We start from the raw sequence: 24823 nt of genomic DNA on the forward strand, positions 1-24823 counted from the left end.
AATTCAATTGAAAGTTGAGAATTGAAAACTGAAAATTAAAGGGCTGATTCCCTAATAGAGAAACCAGCGGCCTTAAGATCTTCCCAATAATGGGGATAACTCTTGCTGACCACTTGCGGGTGGGCGATCTCTATCCCCTCGGGACGTACCAAAGCGGCGGGAGCGAATGACAAAGCCATCCGATGATCCTCGTAAGTGGCGATTACCGGATGCGACTCCGGTTCCCTGCGTTCACCGTTCCACTCCAAGATGCTATCATTGCGATCCGTCAACACATAACCTAATTTACGAAGCTCTGTCTTCAATGCCTCGATCCGATCCGTCTCCTTGATCTTCAATGATTGAAGTCCCGTAAAGCGGAAAGGGATATTTAATAACACGCAAGTCACCACAAAGGTTTGAGCCAAATCCGGTTCATTCACGAAGTTATAAACCAACTTCTCACAGATATTTCCAGTATGCTTTAACACGACTCCACGTTTCGTATAAGTAGTGCCCACTCCCAATTGAGCGAACAACTTCGCTCCGGCGGCATCTCCCTGCAAGCTATTCTTGAATAAACCTAACAATTCGATCTCAGCATTTTTCGATAACGCCATGATCTCATACCAATAAGAAGCGGCACTCCAATCGGATTCCACCGTAAAACGAATCGGCTTATACTCTTGGGGAAGTACTTTGATCGTATTCTCCGTCCAAGAGGCTCTCACTCCATATTGCTCCATCAATTGCAAGGTGATATGGATATAGGGCCTAGAGATAATAGCGCCCTCCAAATGCAACGTAACCCCATTTTCTGTTAACGGGGCGATCATCAAGATAGCGGATATATATTGAGAGCTAACATTTCCCGGTAGCGAGATCTCTCCGCCTTGCAAGGCGCTTCCGAAAATACGCAAAGGAGGATAACCCTCCTTCTCCATGTACTCGATCCGGGCGCCTAAAGCGTTCAGCGCATCCACCAACACCTTGATCGGACGGTTCTTCATGCGTTCGGTTCCCGTAATCGTCCATTCGCCCACCACCTTCGAGAGGAAAGCAGTAAGGAAACGCATCGTCGTACCCGCCGCACCCACATTAAAATCCCGATCGTTCGAGTTCAATGCCTTTACCATCAAATTTGTATCATCGCAATCGGATAAGTTCTCCACATCGTATGCGCTATAACTTAGCGCATTCAAGATCAATGCCCTGTTACTGATACTTTTAGAAGCGGGAAGCTTTACGGTAGTCCGGATAGCGGAACCCGGAGCATCTATCTGATAATTCATCGCTTTCGTATATTCAAGATTCAAGAGGCAAAAGTACGAAAATTAGCGTACATATGGAGTATAACAGCGGGAAACTTTCTTTATGCTTCTTTTCGAATGCGAATCGTGACAAGGCATTCGTTTGAATCGCCCCAACCAGTAGACGTGAGGGGCTATAAAACGCCCTTTTAAGTGAGAGTATTCCCGTTTTTAAGCACGAAAGGCGACAAAAGCCTACACGTATAGTCGCGTTGGGCGACGCCAATACTGCCGTTAGGCATTATAAACAGTCACGAATAGGGTTGTCAATAGTCGTGAATAGGCATCGTAACCCGGTTAGAACCCAGTCGTAACCCTATCGGATAGCCCGAAGAAGTCAATGGATATGAATTAGGATGAATTATTTTCGCTAGAATGAAAGGCGGTTTTTCGGTATTGTATTATCAATGAACGAATTATTGTTTTTTTCTTGCGTATTTGGCAATGAGTCGTACATAGTCCCGGAAAAATCGGTTCTCCGGGACTTCAGTTTACAAAATGTCAAAATGTCAAATCGCCAAACGGTCTTATCACAAGGCCTTCATCTTCAAGAAATGTTTCCAGAAAAAGAGGATCTGGTAATCAATAGAATTATTCCAGTATTGTGAATCGTGATTACCCGGGCGAGTGATAAAGTCGTGGTCGATGCCTTGTTTTAATAACGCTTCGTGGTAGTTCTTATTCACCTCCAAAAAGAAATCGCTGTCACCGCAATCGAAGATCAAAGCGATCTGGTCTTTCCTCAAGGTTGGAACCAAATTGATAACCGTGTACTTCTCCCAGTTTTCCGGATATTTTGCTTTCTCACCTATTTGTACGCTCATCTCCCAGTTTTTCGGGAAAGGGCGGATATCCACGCCACCGCTGGTACTTCCCGCCGCGGAGAAAACATCGCTATGACGAAGGCCATTCCACATAGCGCCATGTCCACCCATGCTCAAACCAGTAATAGCACGTCCCTTACGATCGGCCACTGTCTTATAATGGGAATCCACGTATTTCACCAACTCATCCGAGATGAAAGTCTCATACCGTACATCAGCGTTCAAAGGGCTATCCCAATACCACGTATTCTTACCATCCGGGCATACGAAAAAGATACCCTTCTCATCAGCGATCTTAGGTAGATCCGGCTTGATACCGACCCATGTACGAGCGTTACCGCCATAGCCATGTAACAAATAAATCACCGGACACGCTTCCGTCGCAGCCATATCCGGACTTACCACGACTACCTCTATACTTTTATTCATCGAAGGACTTTTCACTTGCAAAGTATCTACCTTCGCTGCCTGTAAACCGAGCGGAAGCAAACAAACCAACGCTACCGCTACCTTTTTCATCCAATTCATATCAGTGAACATTAATGATTAATTCCCCGTAGCCTTGTTTTCAAGGAACTACGGGGACAAATATACAGATTTTACAGCCAAAAACTTATTTACTTAACGAGAAAGGACGATCCTCTTTCGCAGTTCCTCTCGTCTTCTCCGGTTGATTACCCATTTGAAGCTCCAGCACGCCCCCATTCACGATATCGCTGTAATGGATATAATTACGTGTATGTCTCTTCCCGTTCAAGGTAGCGTTTTGGATATATACGTTATCCTTACTATTCCCTTTCGCCTCGATCACGAACTTCTTGCCATCCTCCATCGTAATCGTAGCTTTCCGGAATTTCGGGCTACCCAATACATACTCATCCGTCCCCGGGCAAACACTGTAGATACCCAACGCGCTCAATACGTACCAAGAAGACATACCGCCTTGATCCTCATCACCCGGATAACCATTTTCCGAGCTATTATATAACCGATCCATCACCTGACGAATCCAATATTGCGTCTTCCAAGGCTGACCCGCGTAACTATACAAGTAAATCATATGCTGGATCGGTTGATTACCTTGGGCGTACTGTCCCATCTTCGCCAATTCCATCTCCAGCATCTCATGAATTTTCGTTCCGTATGTTCCATATTTCACGATACCGGGTAAAGCGAAAACAGAGTCGATCTTCGCCACGAAACGCTCATCACCTCCTGTCAAATCGATCAACCCTTGGACATCATGGAAAACCGACCAATTGTAATGCCAAGCATTCCCCTCGCAATAAGGACCGCCCCATTCGAAAGCATCGAAATCCGCCCAACTACCATCCAATTTACGACCTCTCATAAAACCGACAGAAGGATCGTACACATTCTTGTAATTATAGATCTGGCGGGCAAAGACCTCCTCATAAAACTTATTCCCAGTCATTTTCGCCAACTGATACGCACAAAAGTCATCATAGCAATATTCCAACGTCTGTGCCGTAGATCCCATGGATTCCGGATAAGGTATATATCCCAACTGATAATAATCCTTCCAACGAACCCGTCCGTTGGCACCGCCCCAAGGTCCCTTATTCATCGCCTCATGCGCATACGCTTTCAAGGCTTTCTCCGGATCGAAAGTGCGGATACCCTTCACCCAAGCATCCGTCAATAAAGAGATCGAGTGATTCCCGACCATCCCGCCGGTCTCACTCGGGAACGACCAAGAAGGCAACCAGCCACATTGCTCCTGAGCGTCTAGCAAGGCTTGCATATATTGCCCCTGCATCGTAGGGTGCAAGATATTGGTCAGCGGGAACTGGGAACGGAAAGTGTCCCAAAAACCATTATCGGTAAACATATATCCATCATGAATCTTCTCATCGTACGGACTATAGTAGTAAGGAGAACCATCCTCTTTCTCCTCATAAAACTTATGGGAAAACAAATTGGCACGGAACATGCAGGAGTAGAAGGTTTTCATATCCTCCTCGCTTCCACCATCCACCAACACACGATTCAATAGCTGGTTCCATACGTCAGCAGCCGCTTGCTTCGTCACTTCTACCGATGAGTGCTTACCTAGCTCACGAGTCATCGTAACCTCCGCTTGTTCCGGACTGATATAAGAGGTAGATACCTTGGCCTGTACCTTAGAGCCTTTCGCGAATTGTACATAGGCACCGATTCCTTCCCCTTCCCGGCTCAAATTATTCTTCTGGATCGTATTCTTACGATTCTCCCATGTACCATAGCTAACGAAAGGCTTATCAAATTGAATGATAAAATAAACACATAGCGAAAAAGTAAATTTGGGTAAAACGTAGCGAATTAGCTGATACAGCGTTCGTTACGCTTTGTTTTTCTATGGGACAGAGCCAACGAAATACCACCTCGAAGCCAAACAGCGCAGAAGTTCAGTTACCACCTCATTACCCCCGTAACGGGTGTGAATTTCTTGCTAAATGGTTCTGTTTCTGCGATTTGCGTAATTTTGCATAGCAGTCGGTAACTCACTAATAACTAATTTTGTAACCAAAAAAAGGAGTGAGTTATGCGTAGTACATTCAAGGTATTATTTTACGTGAAGAAAGGCAGCGAGAAGCCGAACGGCAACCTGCCTTTAATGTGCCGTATCACGGTGGACGGCGAGATTAAACAGTTCAGTTGCAAGATGGACGTTCCCCCACGGCTGTGGGACGTGAAGAACAACCGTGCTTCGGGCAAGAGCGTCGAAGCGCAGAGAATCAACCTTGCGGTAGATAAAATCCGTGTGGAAGTAAACCGCCGCTATCAAGAGTTAATGCAGACGGACGGTTATGTTACCGCCGCCAAACTCAAAGACGCCTATCTCGGTATCGGCGTCAAGCAGGAAACTTTGCTGAAGCTGTTCGAGCAGCACAACGCCGAGTTCGAGAAGAAAGTCGGGCACAGCAGGGCGCAGGGTACATTTACCCGTTATCGGACGGTCTGCAACCATATTCGGGAGTTCCTGCCCCATACCTACAAGCGTGAGGATATTCCATTAAAGGAACTCAACCTCACGTTCATCAACGACTTCGAGTATTTTCTGCGCACGGAGAAGAAATGCCGCACCAATACCGTGTGGGGCTACATGATTGTGTTGAAACACATCGTTTCCATAGCGAGGAACGACGGGCGTTTGCCCTTTAATCCCTTTGCGGGATATATCAACTCTCCCGAAAGCGTGGACAGGGGCTACCTCACCCAAACGGAGATACAGACGCTCATGAACGCACCGATGAAGAACGCCACCCACGAGCTTGTACGGGACTTGTTCGTCTTTTCTGTTTTCACGGGTTTGGCGTATTCGGACGTGAAGAACCTCACCGCCGACCGCCTGCAAACATTCTTCGACGGCAACCTGTGGATAATCACCCGAAGAAAGAAGACCAACACCGAATCGAACATCCGCCTTTTGGACGTTCCCAAGCGTATCATCGAGAAGTACAAGGGGCTGGCAAGGGACGGTCATGTTTTCCCCGTTCCGAACAACGGCAGTTGTAACAAGATACTCAAAGATATAGGCAGACAATGCGGCTTCAAGGTACGCTTGACCTACCATGTCGCACGCCACACGAACGCCACGACCGTACTTCTGTCGCACGGCGTACCCATCGAAACGGTGAGCCGCCTTTTGGGGCACACGAACATAAAGACCACCCAAATTTACGCCAAAATCACCGCCCAGAAGATAAGCCAAGACATGGAAACCTTGTCGCACAAGTTGGAAGATATGGAGAAGAATATCTGCCGAGCCATCTAATTAAGAACAGAATACCGATGAAAGAAGAAAGGAACATTATCACGATGGACGGGCAGGGCAATATCTCCCTGCCGAGCGATATAGGCGCAACCGCCATGACCGAGCGGGAAATCTGCGAACTGTTCGGGGTTATCGCCCCGACGGTTAGGGCAGGGATAAAGGCACTCTGCAAAAGCGGAGTTTTATCTATATATGACATAAAGCACATTATCCGCCTATCGGACAAATACAGCGCGGAGGTTTACAACCTCGAAACGATAGCCGCCCTCGCTTTCCGTGTCGAATCGTTCGGGGCGGCGAAAGTCCGCAGGGCATTATTAGAGAGGATTATACACGGGCGAAAAGAGAAAACGACGGTATTCGTGTCGGTTGTTTCGGACGGCAAGCCCAACAGCCGTTGGAAAGCATGATGATATACCAACATACCAACATGCAAACGTACCAGCATACCAGCATGCAAACATGCAAACCTATCACTATGGTGATATATATTGCAGGGTCTATTTCTCTTTTCAGAGGAAAGCGGAGCAATCGTTTTCGTTTACAAAGGCAAAGCAAGCACGGGGCTTTACGTCGGCTAAAAGGTCAGGCGGCTGCGCCGTTTCCCAATAAATCTTCCTCTCGCTTCGCTGCGAGCGTATTTATCGGGAAAACCTTGTATCCGACCGCCCCGTGCAAAAGAGCCTTTGAAAACGGAAACGACCGCCCCGCCACCCACCGACCGAAAGGAAAAAAATAAGGTGGGGTTACGGGCAAGCAGGCGGCAGGGACAGCCATAGCCGAAAGGCAGACGGGCAGGCAGACGGCACGCCGCAGGGTATTTACGGAGAAAATACCGTAGCTTATTAGGGAATTTTCCGAGCCGCAATACTACGTATCGCTGAAAATTCCCCAATAAGGCAAGGGGTAAGCCCCTCTGCACACCCCATCGGGGACGGCATTTGCCGCCCCGAAGATACGAAAAATCATTGTTTCACAAGTCAAGGAAGAAAGGAAAAATATATGGGTTTCGTAGTTTTACACATGGAAAAGGCGCACGGCAGCGACAGCGGAACGACCGCACATATCGAGCGTTTCATCATACCGAAGAACGCCGACCCCACACGCACGCACCTAAACCGCAGGCTTATCGAATACCCCGACGGGATAAAAGACCGTTCGGCGGCTATACAGCAGAGATTAGAAGAAGCGGGGCTGACACGCAAAATCGGAAGCAACCAAGTACGGGCAATCCGCATCAACGTATCGGGAACGCACGAGGACATGAAGCGGATAGAGGAAGAGGGGCGTTTGGACGAGTGGTGCGCCGACAATCTGAAATACTTCGCCGACACGTTCGGAAAGGAGAACATCGTGGCGGCTCACCTGCACAGGGACGAGGAAACGCCGCACATACACGTTACACTCGTCCCCATCGTCAAGGGAGAGCGCAAGCGCAGGAAAAGGGAGGAACAGACGAAGAAGCGATACCGCAAGAAGCCGACCGACACCGTGAGGCTGTGCGCAGACGATATTATGACACGGCTGAAATTGAAGTCCTACCAAGATACCTATGCCGTGGCGATGGCGAAATACGGGCTGCAAAGGGGCATAGACGGCTCGAAAGCTCGCCACAAGTCCACGCAGCAGTATTATCGGGATATACAGAAACTCTCCGACGACCTCAAAGCGGAAGTGGTGGATTTGCAGCAGCAGAAAGAAACGGCACAGGAGGAACTAAGACGGGCGAAAAAAGAAATACAGACCGAGAAGCTGAAAGGGGCGGCAACCACCGCAGCCGCCAACATCGCCGAGAGCGTCGGTTCTCTTTTCGGCAGTAACAAGGTCAAGACGCTGGAAAGGGAGAACACCGCCCTGCATAAGGAGGTAGCCGACCACGAGGAAACCATCGAAGCCCTGCAAGATAGGATACAGACCATGCAGGCAGACCACAGCAGGGAGATACGGGAAATGCAGCAAAAGCACGGCAGGGAGATAGCCGACAAGGACACAAGGCACAAGCAGGAAATATCGTTTCTGAAAACGGTAATCGCAAGGGCGGCAGCATGGTTTCCCTATTTCCGTGAAATGCTCCGTATCGAAAACCTCTGCCGCCTTGTCGGGTTCGATGAAAGGCAGACCGCAACGCTCGTCAAGGGAAAGCCGTTGGAGTATGCAGGGGAACTCTACTCGGAGGAACACGGACGGAAATTCACGACCGAAAGGGCAGGTTTCCAAGTGCTGAAAGACCCCACGGACGGGACTAAATTGGTTCTTGCCATCGACCGAAAGCCCATTGCCGAGTGGTTCAAGGAACAGTTCGAGAAGTTAAGGCAGAACATACGCCGACCTATACAACCGCAAAGGAAAGGCAAGGGATTCAAGCTATAAATGTTAAATCCTGCCCGATTTGCCGAAAAAAGTGCGGTACGCTGTTCGTGGTGTACTGCACTTTTTTTATATTTGTTCGCAAGGTGATATACTTGAAGAAAATAACAGCCGATTTCGCTGTTAGCACAATGTTATGCGGCAGCTTAAAAGACGACACCAAACCAGAAAAATCATCTTGACAACCACCCGACTTTGAACTACGAAGGATGAAATTTTTCAGGGACAACTTCCAGCATTTCCAAAAAACAGTTTACCCATTGACTTGGAGACAAACAAACAATTTGAGCATTAAGGTTTAAACCGAATTTTTCCGAAATTGACCTGACCTGACTTTTCCTGAAAATCGACTTTAAAGCTGTTTTTACAGATAAATCAGGTTTCTCTAACAGACAGGAAATAAATGCTAAGTATTTGGCTTTAAACTTAAAATCAAAAAATAACTGTTTTCTTTTAATGTTTAACAGGGCTGATTTGACAGTTGGCGGTGGAAAGAAACTTTCAGGACCTACCTCATAGACAAGTTTCAAATCAAAAAAAGTATGATAGAAAACGGTATATGGATTGTAAAGCTTCCTCGAAAATAACTTTTGTGTAGGTTCTAACTGAAGGACAATGGAACCTCCCAGAAAATTTCCAAGACTCTCAAACATCAGGATTTTGAAAATATCGGAAGTAATGCCATAAGGAATATTTGACACCACTTTGAAAGGAAATTTCGGAACTGCAAAATTCCTAAAATCACAACCGACAACTTGAACATTTCGGGCATCAGAAAATAATTTTCGTAAATGTTCAACCAAAGCTGTGTCGTTTTCAATAGCAACAACATTGTTGGCGATTTTTAATAAATGAACAGTAAGAAACCCCTTGCCTGCCCCAATATCTAAAACCGTATCCTGATTACTTATATTTGCTTGTCTTATTGCATCTTTTATTAGCACTTTATCAATAGTAAAGTGCTGACCCGTAAAACGAACGGGCAATTTCTTTTTTGTCATTAGTAACTTCTTACAGGTGAATACTTGACTGCAAATTTAGTAACTTTGCAGCAGAAATTAACGAGAAAGAAGAGAAAATGAAAACCGACCGCATAACATCACCTATACGCAAGCAGGGGTTTCGTGCTTCGTAGGACAGTTAAGTGGTAAATTTAAAGTTCAGTTCTTCGTAGGAAGTTCAGTGGTTAAAATCCCTGCCTGCGTATAGCTGAGAACCGTTATCAACCTCGAAAAGCAAAAATACAATGAATAGAATATTAACACTATACCTCTTTTTGCTATTGTGTGGCACGGCTTCCGCACAACAAATAGTAAAATGGGACGATTTACAGACTATAACGGATAACGCACGGCGCACGGTCTATTATGAAAAAGGCAGTAAACAGCCGTTGCAGGGAGAATATCGCATTATACGAGGGCTTGACGAGGAGCGTGTTAAACTTTCCGACGGCATAATAAACGGTGATTATCTCCGCTATCGTGATGGGGTACTGCGTGAATCGGGCATATATGCCAAAGGAAAGCGCAACGGCATATTCACGGAGTATTACCAAGATGGCGTTACTCCCCGAAAAGAAACACCCATGCAGCAAGGCAAGATAGACGGAACTGTAAAGACCTATTTTCGTAACGGCAAAATAGAAATCGAAAAGGAGTATAGGCAGAGTGTGGAGAGCGGACGGGAACGCCGCTTTGACAGCAAGACGGGTGAGCAGATTTTTGAATCTCATTATATAGACGGCAAAAAAGAGGGTGAGGAATGGGAAATATTCGAGGATGGGCGCACGCTTCGCAGCAGGACTACACGACACTACCGTAACGGAAAACTTGACGGCTTTTATCGTGTGGAATCGACACGGGACGGAAAACCCTATATAACCATCGAGGGGCAATACACCGACGGCGAGAAATCGGGACGTTGGAAACAGTACAACGCCACCGATGACACAACCCATGAATGGGATGAATGATTTTCTTTTTTCGCAAGTTGATTTTATAAAATTGCCACCGAAAGTTCGTACTTTCGGAAAAAGATGTTATATTTGCAAATGAAAGAGTTATTTGACAGCATAGCAACGCAAAACGCTGAAATTCGCACAGTTGCTAAATCGTTACTTCTATTTCTCAAATAATTCGCTAAAAGTTTATTTCTCAATCGGTTAAGTCAAACCGAGAAAAATCTAAAATAATTCTTATGTGTCTTCGGAGAGAAAGCCCCATTGTGTACATAGCCGGTGATCCGGTGGTTCGCTACATCGATTTGTACCTGACTGGTTTTCGTATAGCCATCCAGTACGAGAAAAGCGTCTCCCTTCGCGGGAAAGGAAAAACGGAAATGAGCGGAACGGGTAGTTGGAGAGAACTCCGTGGTAATACCATTCTCCAACGTAACCTTATAATAATGAGGCTTGGCAATTTCCTTATCATGAGAGAACGGAGTCGCCCGTTTGGACTCATCAACAACCAATTCCGATACAGGCATCAAAGAGAATACCCCGTAATCTCCCACCCAAGGGCTACATTGATGCGTCGGTTGGAAACCCCGGATCGTAGTGGCCGAGTATTGGTATTTCCAACCATCACCATTCTTCCCGGTCTGTGGAGACCAGCTATTCATGGGATAGGGAACCGCCGTAGTCGGGTAGGTATTTCCCCAACTCAATTCGTAAGTCGAGTTTGTTCCTTGCAAAGTATTTACGTATTGTACCAAGTCTTTCTCCGCAAAAACAGGGAAAGAGAGGGTTAAACAGAGGGCTAAAGCCGCCCCCTGTTTATAAAAAGTATTGAGTTTCATGTTATTTTATTTACTGATTAATTATTCACGCCCCAATTTGTATTCGGCTCGGGGCCCATCTCCAATTCTAGTACGCCACCTTTCATAATATCCTTATAATCAAGATAGCATCTCGTATAATCCATCCCGTTTAATTTAGCGGATTGGATATAGGTGTTTTCCGGGGTATTTCGGTTGGCTCGTATGATAAATGTATTCCCTTCACCAACCTGGATCTCGGTCTTCTCAAAAACCGGGCTGGATATCTCATAGCGAGTATCTCCCGGACAAACCGGATACAAACCACATGCCGCCAATACATACCAAGCGGACATCTGACCGACATCCTCGTTTCCAACCAAGCCTTCTACCTTATTCTTATACGCCTTATCGCAAATGAAACGAGACCATTTCTGGGTTTTCCACGGCTGTCCCAAATGATTGTACAAGAAAGGCACATGATGAACCGGCTCGTTCGCATGATTGTAATAAGCGTTCCACAGGAAATCCGTTGGTGTCTTGTCGAACATCGTATCCAGATCGGCAATCACCCGTTCCGTTCCTCCCATCAGTTCCACCATACCCGGAATATCGTGAGGCACGAACCACCCCTGTTGCAGCTCATTGCATTCCATACAGCCGTACCATTCCTTCAGCTTACCCTCTTCCGGCCAAGCCTCAAACCGGCCATTCGCATCTCTCGGGCGGAAGCTATGTTTCTCCGCATCATATAAATTCCGGTAAGACTGAGCCAACTTCGCATAATAAACCGCATCCTCCTGTTTTCCTAATGATTTCGCCAACTGAGACATACACCATTCCGTATACGCATACTCCAAGGTTTTGGAGATACTCTGCGGATTCGGGGTATAGCCCAACTCCGCATTCCCGAACATTCTCGAAGTTTTATCCGCATACCGATAAGCCTTTTCCATATCCAAGCTACAAATACCTTTCGCATAGGCATCCGCCAAGACCGATATAGCCGGATTTCCTAACATACAACCGCTATAGGCGTTCAATAACTCCCATCGCTCATAGTACTCACGCCCACTCTCCTCAGCCATCGTTGTCAATGACTTCAACAAATCGTTCACCAATACCGGATTAATAATCGTTTGCAAAGGCATCTGACTACGGAACACGTCCCAACCGCTAAAGATCGTACGTTTCGTGAACGTATCCGACTTATGCGCTTTTCCGTCCGCGCCCATATATTGACCATCCACATCCGTGTAAATCCTCGGATCGATCATTGCATGATACAAGGAAGTATAGAAGATCACCTTTTGCTCATCCGTTCCACCGCTGACATCCATCTTAGCCAAAGCCGTATCCCACAACGAGCGGGCACGAGAACGTACCGCGTCAAAATCCCAATCCTTGATCTCCGCTTTCAAGTTCTTTTCCGCACCCTCCAAGCTTACAAAGGAAATACCGGCCTTGAAAAGAACCTCCTCATTCGCCTCGGTCTCAAACTCCGTAAAGAACCCGAGGTGCTCGCCCTCATATGCCTTTGGTCTCTCCGAAATCTTCGCGTTCGCTGTCAATGTCTGGAAAGCCGGGCTCTCCACGAATTCCCGATGCCGATCCTGCCCAGCCGGGATATCCACGCTCCATACACCATAATCTTTCAACGGTTTGGAGAACTGCGCATAAAAATACACGGTATACCGGGAAGAACCCTCACCATTCCCCCAGCCTCCGCCTTCCGGCGTACATTCCATTCGTCCGGCGATCGTATGGTCATCTATCACTTGAACCGCCTGATACGTAGAAGTACCTCCTACACGACGGGCTAAGTCCAACTGGATGCGAGACTGCTTATTCTCGGGGAAAACGAATCTCAGCATACCGCTATGAGGAGCCGCTGTCGCCTCCGCTTGTATCTGGTAATCGCTCAGCAATACCTTATAATATCCAGCCTTGGCCTCCTCGGATGATTTATCATACCGGGAACGATACCCGGCTACGCCCCCCTCTTTTCCTGAGTTCGTACGCAGATCGCCCACGGTAGGCATTACCAATAAATTACCCAGATCACCGTACCAGCCGATACCACTCATCTGCGTAAAGGCGAATCCCTCGATTGTCTCATGCTCGTAGCTATATCCGGAACCATTGTCGCCCCCTGTAATCGTATTCGGACTTACCTGTACCATACCGAAAGGGGTGGTCGCACCGGGGAAGGTCTTCCCCAAGCCATGGTAAGCACCGGCCGCCTCCGTATTCGTACTCGCCCCGATAAAGGGATTTACATAATCTGTTCCCGCCATCAGATCTTTCTTTTGAGAGCCGCAAGCTACGGTAACCAATCCCAATAAGCCGAAAGCAGAGGCTAATAATGTTTCTTTAATCATGTTATATTCGTAGTATTAAGTTATATTTATTTCCAAAAGAAGGGAATCATATGATTCCTATTCCGCAGGCAGCGATAGCGTGTGTTTTCCACTTTCCAACAAGATCGAACCCAGCGATATCTCTACATTATTCCCATCTAACACACAATTCGATACGTTAAAGGGAGCGATAAAAGTCGCCGTACTATTCGCAGGAATTTCCAGATCAAGCGAGAGCGATCGGTTCTCCATAGTCCAAGACACACGTGCCGTACCGTAAGGGGTCTCTCTCGCCACCCTCGCCCACGTCACGCCATCCGGCACTTGCGGTTTGATAAAGAAATGTTTATAGCCCGGCCTATCCTCATCCGGCAAGATCCCTCCGATCGCCTGACAGAACCAAGCGCCAATGCCATTGAAACAATTATGAACCTTACTACGTTCTCCCGACCAGTATTCCCAAGTCGTAGAAGCCCCTTGATCGATCATATATAGATATCCCGGTTGCTCTCTCTTTTTCAGCATGGAATAGAGAAAATCAGCCTCTCCGTTCTTTATCGCCCAATCGGTCAAGATCGTAACACCCACCAAACCGGAACCGATATGGCCCTTACAATTCTCCAAAGTCTCTCGATATAAACCTTCCTTTACCTCGGGCATATGCTGTTCATCTGTCACGCCGACCAACATCGGATAAATCCGATCGATCTGGGAGCCTGTAGCGTACTGTTTCTTCTCCGGATCATAGAAAGTCTTCTGGATAAGCTCGTTCAATCGTTGGCGACGCTCTTTATACTTAGCGGCATCCTCCGCTTTCCCCAATACCTTCGCGATCTTCTCCATCGTAGTGAGGCAATCGCTTATAAAGCAGTTGCTAACCAGATCTACCGATGACTGCGCCGTATAATCGACACCCGCCGGAGCCAACCAATCCCCTAAATACCATGCCCGATAATCCGTATCCGGCCAACGTTTCAGCAACCCATCGACCGTATACGCATCCACATAACGCAACCAATGTCGCATAACCGGATAATATCGCTCGATCAGACGGCTATCCCCATAATTCAAATAAGTCTGCCACGATCCCGTGATAATAAAGCCACACCAATACGGACCACCTCCCGCCGGGTATGGATTCGGTACGCAATGCGGCATCCCCCCATCCTCACGGAGGCAATCCTGCCACATCTGCATCCAGTTCATATACACGGAAGAGCCCTCATACAATGTCTGGAAACTCTTACAAGAGGCATTTCCATCCCCACCGTATCCCATACGCTCATAATGCGGGCAGTCTACGATATAACCACTGAAAGCTAGGTTCTTGAAAGTATATTTGATCATCGCATAGATAGCATTCAAGTCCGGATCCGAGCACTCGAAAGACGAGGCATCCTTATAATCCGTATGAATCAGATAGCCAGTTACCTCCTCGGGAGCTTTCGCCAAACCGGATATCCTTATATATTGAAACGCATGGTGGTTAAATTTATTTCGGAATACCTCTTTGCCTTGTCCGGAACCGATATACCAATCCTCATACTGTCCGTTCTCCTCTTGTGGCTTGAAATCTTCGTTTTCGTTTAACCAATCCGTATATTCCATACGGACCCGATGACCTTCCGGTAATTTTGGGAAACTCAGCTCAACCCAACCATTTAACGCCTTTCCCATATCTACGAGCCAAATACTGTCCCCTATTTGTTTGATTCCTTTGGGACGGATAATCTCTTGTATTCGATTAGGCTCACACATCTGGGGACTTACCTCTATCCCGGGTACCTCCACCTCCAACACCGGCTTCCAATCCAGTTCGTCGAGCGTAGCCGTTGTCAAATCCGGCAACGCCTTCCGCCCATCCACACATTCACCCCCGAATTGATGGGGATACCAAGTACCGGTACCGGTCTCACCATACATACTTCCCCGGCCTTCCCAAGAGCTATCCGTAACGAGTAGCGTACTTGTAGTGCCATTTCTTTGAATCTTGTCCAATTGCAGTTTAACCAACGGCCCATCATGAACGGCATTAAAAGTAGCTTTTCTGTACCAGCCACGGCCCAACCAGAGCAATAAGTCGTTTATTCCCTGCTTTGCGTACGGCGTAAGATCGTACGTCACCGATAATGATCTTTTGTTTAATTGAGATACCGCAGGCGAGAGAACATCTTCCGATACCTTCCTCCCATTTAAATAGATCTCATGATACCCTAAGGAGTTTACATGAAGGAGTAATGTGGCATCACGGTCTTGAAGCTCGAACTTCTTCCTTAACATCGGATTCTTCTCATCCGGCATCCCTATATATTTCCCTTGCCATTCCGCTTTATCCAAAAGCCCGATCCCAAAGCGATTGACCAGACTCCAGTCCGAGGATTCCCCTTTATCGCCCCATACCCGGACTTTCCAATAGGCCAGCACACTAGATCGCAACTCTTTTCCTCGATAAGGGACCATCACGGAAGCGGACGATTCCACCTTACCTGAATTCCATAGATCGGCTTTGCCTTGAGCCAGCAAGGAACTATCCGTGGCTACTTGTATCTCAAAATACGCTTGCCGCATAGTTTGCCCGTCTGTCTCGATTTTCCAGCTAAAATGGGGATGGGTATTGTCGATTGCGACCGGATTCTCCAAGTTCTCACAACGAAGATCTTTTAAGATGATCCTCCGCCCGGATTCACAGCCCGACATCAGTAACAATAGGGTCACAAAGTAGATAGATATACATTTCATGATAAATAGATTGAGATTACGCATGAATATACTTTCTAATGGCTTACGATACTTATATCCCCGGTAAATATTAAGATTTATTAAACAAGAAAGGCGAGCCACTCGCAAATGACTCGCCTTCCTATGATTCCTCAAGAATGGCTAGAAGCGGATCTTGTAGGATTGGTTGCCAATATAAATTATATAAGACCCTTGTGGAATACTCGTGATAGTCTCGCCTACAGGCAAAGATAAGTTCCTATACAAACGCCCTTCGAATGTAACGATACAAGCTGTGTCCATAACAGGAGTCTGGATATGCAATCGTCCATTCTCTCCCCATACTCGCAAGCCATTGGGATCTACCTCTGCGTTATCAGTAGGATTATCTTTCACGATGCCTGTTACGGTAACAACGATATTACTCGTTACTTTCTCAATCACATAACGGCCGCTTGATACCGGACCAAGTACTGAGCCATTCGCTTTCACTGTCAGTTGAGGCGCACTGTAGCCGTCCTTCAAAGTCAGTGTGAACGCAAAACTCTTGCCGGATTCTACATTCGTGGAAGACTCCGCAATCAAGGTAGCGCCCTCTACAACCGGCAATGTCACCATGTAGGTGGTCGGGGTTGGCTCCGGTTCTGGTTCCGGATCCGGAATCCTATTACCTGCCGCCGTAATCACCAAGGTAGCCGTGATCTTCTCCAATGCGAAAGCACCCGTGCCAGAATTGTATGTATAATCCGTAGACGCTAGCGTATTCTCTCCCATCTTCACAGTAATGGATGTCGGAAGCGTATAGCCGGAGGCTGCTTTCAGCGTAAGTTCCACTTTGGAATCCTTAGCCAAAGGCTCGAAAGAAGCCGGATCGGAAGTGAGGTTAACAAGATTCGGGATTACCTCAAAGAAGCCCTCTTGTACACCTTTCGCCTCAATAACGATCTCGCCATCCACATTCTCAATCTCGATTATTCCCGTCGTATTGTCATACGTATAGTACTCAGAACCTGATGCCCTAAGCAAATTCTTTTGCTTCAACAAACGACCATTCATCATCACCTTTATGACATAAGGGAATTTGTATCCCGTAGCTGGTGCTAATTCACATTTGAATGGCTCTCCTTCTTTCACAGTCTCTCCGGAAGTCTTAATCTCTATGTTCTCGGTCTGTTCTTTCACTTGGAAGATCTCCGCACCAGAAGCTTTAATGGAAACCTCAGCGGTTACGTTCTTTATTTCTATCTCCCCGGTCTTCGGATCATAGGAATAACCGGAACCAGCAGCCAGCACTTTACCACCCATCATCACCTCGATCGTGGAAGGAAGCCCGTACTGTGGGGTCACTACAGATAACTTACCGGTCAAGGTCTCACCATGTTTAATCTTCTTGCCTTGCGAGATATCAGAAGTCAAGTCTTTTAACATAAGGGCTACCGCATAGCTCTTCTGTACGCCTTGCGCCGTGATCGCTAACTCACCGGTTACTTTCTTCAAAGAGATTTTTCCCGTAGCGGCATCATAGGTATAATCAGTTACGTCTACCAATGTTTTACCACCCATCGTTACCGTGATCTCAGTTGGAAGTGTATAACCCTCATTTGCGGAAAGTACACAAGCGAAGGCTTCACCAAATTGAACTTTAGTGTCCGACTTGATATCGGAAGTTATATTTGCCAATGTAGCGGTAACTGAATAGCTCTTTTTCACACCTTGTGCGGTAATGGAGAGCTTCCCTGTAATCTTCGCCAAAGAGAAAGCTCCTGTGGAAGTGTTATAGGTATAATCCGTACCGGCAACCAAGGTCTTATCACCCATCTTCACCGTGATCGTGGTTGGAAGTATATGACCTTCAGCCGCCTTCAAGGTCAATTCAACTTTGCCATTAACTAATACCGGATCAAAAGAAGCAGGTTCGGAAGTAACTCCAGCCAAATTGAGTATCACCTCATAATGGCGATCATCAATACCGGAAGCTTTCACGGTCAAGTCACCGGAAACTGCCTTGATCACGACTTTACCCGTTTTAGCGTCGTAGGTGAACTCTTCCGCTGTCAATGCGTCATTGCCCTTCAAGATACTGATCGCATCCGGAAGCTTGTAGTTCGTAGCGGCTTTCAAGGTGAAAGTGAACGATTCGCCTTCCTTCACGGTCGTAGCCGAGGTAATGGCCGGCGTGGAGGTTAGGTTCTTCAATTCTGCCGTTATCTTATAAACGGATGGTTCAGACACTCCTTCAGCGGTAATGGCTACCTCACCTCTCACATTCAATATCTCTACTTTGCCTGTCTTGGCATCGTAGGTATATCCCTTTCCTGCCTCTAAAGTGGAACCGGACATCTTTATCGTAATGGATGTCGGAAGCATGTAACCGCTATTCGCCGATAAGGTAAACGAGAATGTCTCTCCTTCTTTCACGGTCGTAGCGTTCGTGATAGTAGGGGAAGAAGACAGATTCGACAAATTTGCCTTAACAGAATATGTGGCGGGTTTGCCGGGAGTGTCGGGAGTGTCCGACTGCTTAAATAATACGGTATATATCATACTGTCATCTCCGTTCATAGCCGTAATCTTGATCTTCCCTTCTGCGAAATCTCCTTTCCATACTGGGTTAGTTATATCAACCTTCGCCTCGCCTTGGACAGCCTTGGCCTCAAGACTTAGCTGAGGCCTGTCTTTTAAGTCTTTGGGCAGAAAGACTGTGTAGGATTTCCATTCGCTATTTAACGTAATAGGGATGGAAGTGCCATTTATCCTATAGCTAAGCGAGGCTAGAGAGGTGTCCGAGTATTTATAGACATCATCACTGACCTGTATTCCATTCGCACTTATATACAAATGCCCAAATATGCGTGATATATATAACTCGCCTGTTTGTTCATTATAGGTAGCATAATCTGGTTGTGGCCATGCATGATTTATAGAGATAGACTGATAATAAGCTTCTTGTATCGAAATGTCATTCGCCTTGGGCAAGGTAAATCCCGGTTTGGCGACTAATTTGACGGTTATATCCTTATTATACTCCAACTTTCCCGGGGCTTCCAAGCCTAGCCCCCCGTTACGGCAATCAAGTTCCCAATCATAATAGACCTTTTGGTCTGATACCGGCCCCTCCACACTACACATATCTGCGATCTCAGGAGAAAGTCCTCTTATCACCGTCCAATTCTTCTTGTCCGTGGAACAAGCGACCATTACGTAATCATCCTCGGACATCTCCACGATAAAATTACCGGGATGCCTATTCCCATAAATCGTATTTCCTATTGATGCTTCATTTACGTAGCCTATACTCTTTATATTTCCCTCACGATCTGTCAAAGCATAGGTTAAGTAACCTTCGAAAGGTACATTTCCCGTATTTATGATGGGAAACATAACGATATCCTCACATTTCCCATTCGTGCGTATTTCAAATCCATTTCCCTGTGCTGATTCATATACATATAGTGAGGCGTTATTCTCGCTATCCTTGTTTGGTTTTATATTTATCACCATCTCATGCCCCCGGTTGTAGCCCCCCCATGTCTGATCGTTCTTGGGGTCGAGCGACGAAAGCACATAGAATCCGTTATACATACCGCCCCATCCCCAGTTGATATGATAGCGGCCATAAGTGTCATATCCATCACAGATGAAGGCATGCGCCTTACCATAGAAAGCGTCTACCCTTGTCTCGGTCTCGCTTCCATAAAGGACAGGGCGTCCATTGTCTAATTCCTCATGGATGATCCGTTCCCATTCTTCCCATGAATAATCCATATCCGAAAAACTTTGAAGCAAGTGCTTCATCTGTCGGCTATACCCGAACACATCCCTCATCGCCACTAACGCATCATCAATATATGCGGAACTTTCCTCAGGCTCATATCGCATGCTCATGTTTGCCCCTACTTGCCATAGCAAATTCGAGACTGCGCCGATATGCTCTGCGGCAGAAGAACCAGTCAACTCGTTTGGTATATTATTCCAATCGTAACTCCCGTAGGATATGGATAAGTCGTTATATGACGGGACTCTATTTTCCGGGCGGGCTTGTTCCGGATAACCATGATATTTCATCAAGATACCTACAGCGGTCGCCATACAACCTGTCGGCGCATGTTGTCCATTCTTCAAAGGAGTTTGTCGATTGAAAGGATCTCCTTGCCCCCAATTAGCCGTTGGCAATAACACTTCTCCTGTAGCCGCCCTTAAATAGCCGCTTAAGTAACGGTTCCATTCGGCTTCCATAGCAACAGAGGCCCTCATGTCTATTTTATCCGCATACGTGATTTGCTCTTGATAGTACGCCAGCATCGCCCGTAGATTCTCCGGTAAATTATCCGGATCAAAATTACCCTCGTCCGATTGTCCTAGAACCGGGTAAGCACGATCATCGCCGGAGACGATCACGAACCCCTTGTTTCCCGGTACGTTAAACACGAAATAGTCCGCAGCACCATCAACCGTCCCGCTTCGTAGCGCAGAACTCGATTTTCCCGGAGCCGCCGCATAAACCAACGTCAAGTCTCCAGCCGAGCGCAAGCCCGAACCCGCGTTAGCCACGTTCTCCGCCACCTTGCGAGCCGTGGACACGTCTATCCTTTCTGCCCGGACCATCATGGCCGACAGGCAAAGGATGATGATTAGTAGAATTTGTTTTCTCATACACGATAATATTTATAATGAATAAAAGATTTAACATTCGTTCACGGGTATGCTCATAGCTTCCCGTCTATGACCGGTGAGAGAGCCTAGGCCATGAACCATGAGAGAGCCTCGTCTATGAGGGGTGAGAGCCTAGGCTTTATCAGCCCTCATAGATGAGGCTCTCTGCCTTATCAGATCTCGTCCGGGCTTTCGCTATCGCCTCCGCCTCCGGCACCTACCGTCAGGAGGATGGGGAACTTATAGGTACGGGGATCCTTCACCAAGCCGTAATTCGCCCCCGCCTGCGTAGTGACGCTCAGCCAGTACTGCCCCTCGGCGAGTTGCGGGATCTGGATAATTATCTCGCTCTTGGTGTTACGTACGATAAGGGAGGCTTTCGTTGGCGTGGCGCCCTCCTCGTCCTTGGTGAAGTAGACGCCTACAGATGGATCATCCCCCTTGATAAGCAGCGTGCTGCCGAAGATGATGGCCGGGGCGTTCGGAGTGATATGGAGGTTCTTCTCCTTCGTGGTAGAATCCGTGAGGCTCTCGATCATCGGGCCCACAGTGGCTACGTCGGCGTTCACGTAGATGTTTTCTAGCGCCTTCAGGAGGGTGGCGCTGGGGGTGAACATTACGGTGATCTTATTCTCCGGAGAGCGGAAGTCCGATTTCTTCCCGTCGAACGAGCCGTTGATAGTGAGCAGCCATTGCCCGAACTTGTTCACCACGCAACGGCCTTGGGCGAGGGCCTCGATCATCTCGTCGTAGGAGAGGTCGAGGATGTTGGTGATTGTCTCCGGACGATACTCGGTACGTTTCTTCACGATGCGGTTCGAGATGTCTGAGGTTCGCGTGGTTCCGGTAATGCGGATCTTTCCGGTGAAATCACCGGTTTTCTCGGTTAACACGTTGTCGTACAGATCTACGGTCAAGATGGTCTTTTCTTCTGCCATGATGTTTTTTGTCTTTAATGCCCCGTGGTAGTGGGGCGTTACCTTTTAATAATGTTTATCACCCTTATTCGCGAAATAAGGGGAGGAGCCTATCGCACGTCCAACATAAACTAAAAAAACACGCATAACCACTATTTTTAACCGCATATCCACGATATATGCGCAATAAGCATAAATTTGGATTAATTAGAGGATACGATATCTGTATCCCCTTCAATTCCTATTTCTTAATAAATAGATAAAAGTGATTGTTTATCAATAATATTTTTTACATTTGCCAAGCCTTCCGTTGAAAATAGCCTATTATAGGTAATTTTTATGCAGAATAGGCTCCTCCCCTTATTTCGCGAATAAGGGCATCATCCAACCGCCAAAAGCAAATCCACCTCTTCCGTCACCCTAGCGTTCGCACGATTCAATTCCGACTGTTCCAAAGAGGCCAGATAAAAACGTGTTGTTTTTTCCGAGGTATGCCCCAACGCTTGGCTAATGATCGATAAAGGGACTTGTTTCCGCAAGGCGTTCGTTGCCCATGTATGGCGGAAAACATACGAGGTCAGATGAATGGGACGAGATAGCGCACGACCGATCTTCTTCAACGAGTTATTATACGAACGCAGTATCGCCTTGTATTCCTCATGCCCTACCTCTCTACCCGGAGATAAAATAGGGAAAAGGTACGGGGAAGAAGCGTCCGCATACTTATTAATCAACCGCCGCATCCCCGCTGTTATCCCGACACGGATTAAGGTCCCCGTCTTCTTACGCCGATATACGATCTCCTCGCCATACAGGTTCGCCGTAGTCAAGCGAGCCATATCCGCGAAAGGCATGCCGCAAGATAAATAGGCGAACGTACAATAGTCGATCACGCACGCCAAATCCGGCTCCTCAGACTTCAAGGTCACGATCTCCCGGAGCGACTCGTTTCCCAACGCCCTAGATCCGGCTCTTTCCCGCTTCAAGTTCAAGTACGCGAAAGGCGATACGACGCAAGCCGGCAACAGACCATCCCGACAAGCTTGGTTATAAATCGAGCGAAAGTTGCTGAGGTATGTATTCACGGTATTCACTCGCAAGCCGGCGGATTGCAGATAAGCGACAAAACGGCTTATTAAGCCCGGGGTTATCTCCGGGAAAAGAAGGTTTCTCCTACCCAGAAAGGCGCAGATCCAATTACGGGTCGTCCTATATAAATCGGCAGTGTTATGTTTCCCCGCTAAACGTTTCTCCCGGATGCGTTCGGTGGCATAGGTATAAAATGTGATGCCCGCCTTGCCCAAGCGGTTATTCTTTCTCTTGCTCATATCTCCTTTTTTGATGATTAAACGTATTATTATCTACCATCAAAAATAGCATAAAAACAAAATCAAGCCAAGTCCATCTCGCAAACAGCAAGCTTCCAACCCTTAAAGACCAAGGTGACAAGACGAAGCTCCGTATCCCCCTTAGTAGCGTGAACCTTCGGGTCTGCGGCGTAACGGCGTAACTGGATGGCGGCCTCGGCTCTCAACGCCTCGATTTCCGTTTCGGAAGCGTCCCGACGGGCGTATTTCACCTCCACGATATAGCTAAAGCCTATCTCGGGCTGGTGGATCAAGTCGGGCATCATGTAGAAATCGGCGTACCCCTTGTTGGCCTCATACTCCGGATAAATTATATAGGTACGGGTCAAGCCTAGATAAGCCAGTAGGAAACCTTTCACGTGCGCCTCCCCCTCTATGAACTCGCGGATAGCGCTCTGCCGCTCCAGCTCGGAGGAAAAATACTCGAACACAGGCTTCCAGTCTCCGTCGTAAGCCATGTCCTTTACCAGATCATGAAGCTTGTATAACTCTATTGAGAAGACATCAGCTTCCCGGTAAGCCTCGATCAGATAGGTATATAATTGCTCACGTACCGTCAGGTTGGGAACGCCCAGAAGGGTATCTCCACGCTTGGTACCCTTGATGGAGAGCAACCCGAAATAGTAAAGCAGGCTCTTGAAGTTGTCCGGCTTGGCGATATCCTCGGCAGGAAAAGCATCCTTGATTACTGCGGTGGTCTCGCCGTTGTTCACGATCTCCTGGATGATCGAAGCGTTCGTGCCGAACCGCTTGTCGAGACGGATCAAATGGCGGAGCTTGTTGTAGTCCGTGCGGATGTTGTTGTCGATCATCTTATCCGGGGCCGATCTCAAGGGCAGGTAATTGCTGATGAAATACAGTACCATATCCGAGTTGTACATAGGCTCGTCCAGACTCTTCGTAGAGAAACGGTAGTTATCGTACCACGGCTTCATCAAGTTGATCAGATCGTCCACACTATCCTCAAAACCTGTCTCGCTCTTGTAATAGGCCAGCATCTCCCGTACCTCTCCCTCGCTAAAACCTATGATTCCATTAAAGCGGTAATCTGTCGTCATGTTGGCTCCGATATTGAAACCGCTGGTCACGTCGTCCATCGTCACTGGAGATACCCCAGTGATAAACATGCGCTTGATAGGGCCATCGCCCGTAGCCCCTTCTTTCAGTTTGTTGAAGAAATAACGGAAGAAGCCCGTACCGTGTGTCAATGCCTTGTAATGCTTCTCACCCATATTGGCGAGGATAGCGTTGGTGAAGTTATCATACTCGTCAATGAAGAGATAGATAGAGAGATTCAAGCGTTTAGCCTCACTGATCGTGTAGGTCAACTTCTCGTCAGCATTTGGCAGACTCTCCATTTTCTCCCGGAAGCCCGGATTGAAGAAACGTTCGTAGTAGTAGGCAAACTCCCGGAAACGAGCGGCACAGTGATCATTAAAAGAGCGGATCAACTCGTCAGGATCTGGGTTCACGCCTGCGAAATTGAAATCCAGTACAAGATATTGTCCCTGCTCCGGGGTCGGATGGGAGCCGATATATAAGTCGCCGAAGAGTTCCTCAAAAGAATCCTTACGGTTCACGTCATAATACCATCTGAGGACATTCAAGAATAGCGACTTCCCGAAACGGCGCGGGCGGATAAGGAAAAAGAAACTTGCGTTCCGCTCCACCTCCGCAATATAGCGAGTCTTATCAACATAATAATAATTGGCGGTACGGATTCGCTCGAAATCCGTCAGGCCATATGGAATTTGCTTCGTTGCCATAATATATCTCCTCCTGTTTATTTGTCACTT

At 47.3% G+C, this 24823-nt stretch carries 13 protein-coding genes and 2 pseudogenes; 4 read left to right on the forward strand and 11 right to left on the reverse strand.

What is annotated here, in order from left to right:
* Positions 1–35 precede the first annotated feature (35 nt).
* The 3 genes and pseudogenes from DW033_RS09985 to DW033_RS09995 all read right to left on the reverse strand — a co-directional run.
* Positions 36–1271: a 3-phosphoshikimate 1-carboxyvinyltransferase gene (locus DW033_RS09985; protein ID WP_009275210.1), complete on the reverse strand. Its 1236-nt coding sequence runs from the start codon at positions 1269–1271 to the stop codon at positions 36–38.
* Positions 1272–1819: 548 nt separating this feature from the next.
* Positions 1820–2641 (reverse strand): alpha/beta hydrolase family protein, encoded by an 822-nt coding sequence (locus DW033_RS09990; protein ID WP_005863499.1) that lies wholly within the window; start codon positions 2639–2641, stop codon positions 1820–1822.
* An 85-nt stretch (positions 2642–2726) separates the two neighbouring features.
* Positions 2727–4394 (reverse strand): annotated as a pseudogene (locus DW033_RS09995) (GH92 family glycosyl hydrolase); the annotation flags it as partial.
* Between the two features lie 264 nt (positions 4395–4658).
* Here DW033_RS09995 and DW033_RS10000 point away from each other — a divergent pair.
* From DW033_RS10000 to mobV, 3 genes are all read left to right on the forward strand, one after another.
* Entirely contained in the window at positions 4659–5891 is a 1233-nt protein-coding gene (locus DW033_RS10000) for a site-specific integrase (protein ID WP_004293706.1), read from the forward strand.
* Positions 5892–5908: 17 nt separating this feature from the next.
* Positions 5909–6301 (forward strand): hypothetical protein, encoded by a 393-nt coding sequence (locus DW033_RS10005; protein WP_004293707.1) that lies wholly within the window; start codon positions 5909–5911, stop codon positions 6299–6301.
* Between the two features lie 592 nt (positions 6302–6893).
* Positions 6894–8261, forward strand: coding sequence for a MobV family relaxase (gene mobV, locus DW033_RS10015; protein WP_008999098.1), 1368 nt, complete (start codon positions 6894–6896; stop codon positions 8259–8261).
* 197 nt (positions 8262–8458) lie between these two features.
* Here the strand turns inward: mobV and erm(F) are convergent, their stop codons facing one another.
* Complete coding sequence (gene erm(F) / locus DW033_RS10020) at positions 8459–9259, reverse strand: 23S rRNA (adenine(2058)-N(6))-methyltransferase Erm(F) (RefSeq protein ID WP_004295323.1); 801 nt, start codon at positions 9257–9259, stop codon at positions 8459–8461.
* A gap of 245 nt (positions 9260–9504) precedes the next feature.
* On the opposite strand from erm(F), the gene DW033_RS10025 reads away from it, so the two are divergent.
* On the forward strand, positions 9505–10230 hold the full coding sequence (locus DW033_RS10025; protein WP_004293712.1) for a toxin-antitoxin system YwqK family antitoxin: 726 nt from the start codon (positions 9505–9507) through the stop codon (positions 10228–10230).
* Between the two features lie 212 nt (positions 10231–10442).
* On the opposite strand, the pseudogene DW033_RS10030 reads toward DW033_RS10025, so the two are convergent.
* The 7 genes and pseudogenes from DW033_RS10030 to DW033_RS10060 all read right to left on the reverse strand — a co-directional run.
* Positions 10443–11054, reverse strand: a pseudogene (locus DW033_RS10030) (glycoside hydrolase family 92 protein); the annotation flags it as partial.
* Between the two features lie 17 nt (positions 11055–11071).
* On the reverse strand, positions 11072–13393 hold the full coding sequence (locus tag DW033_RS10035) for a GH92 family glycosyl hydrolase (RefSeq protein ID WP_122382716.1): 2322 nt from the start codon (positions 13391–13393) through the stop codon (positions 11072–11074).
* A 57-nt stretch (positions 13394–13450) separates the two neighbouring features.
* Entirely contained in the window at positions 13451–16135 is a 2685-nt protein-coding gene (locus DW033_RS10040) for an alpha-L-rhamnosidase (protein ID WP_122382717.1), read from the reverse strand.
* A gap of 117 nt (positions 16136–16252) precedes the next feature.
* Entirely contained in the window at positions 16253–20743 is a 4491-nt protein-coding gene (locus DW033_RS10045; protein WP_122382718.1) for a C10 family peptidase, read from the reverse strand.
* 173 nt (positions 20744–20916) lie between these two features.
* Positions 20917–21681, reverse strand: a complete 765-nt coding sequence (locus tag DW033_RS10050) for a DNA-binding domain-containing protein (RefSeq protein ID WP_122382719.1) — start codon at positions 21679–21681, stop codon at positions 20917–20919.
* A 359-nt stretch (positions 21682–22040) separates the two neighbouring features.
* Positions 22041–22988, reverse strand: coding sequence for a site-specific integrase (locus DW033_RS10055; RefSeq protein ID WP_122382720.1), 948 nt, complete (start codon positions 22986–22988; stop codon positions 22041–22043).
* Between the two features lie 62 nt (positions 22989–23050).
* Positions 23051–24793: an ATP-binding protein gene (locus tag DW033_RS10060; RefSeq protein WP_005863511.1), complete on the reverse strand. Its 1743-nt coding sequence runs from the start codon at positions 24791–24793 to the stop codon at positions 23051–23053.
* Positions 24794–24823 lie beyond the last annotated feature (30 nt).

This window comes from Parabacteroides sp. AF39-10AC (assembly GCF_003635405.1).
Classification (GTDB): Bacteria; Bacteroidota; Bacteroidia; order Bacteroidales; family Tannerellaceae; genus Parabacteroides; species Parabacteroides distasonis.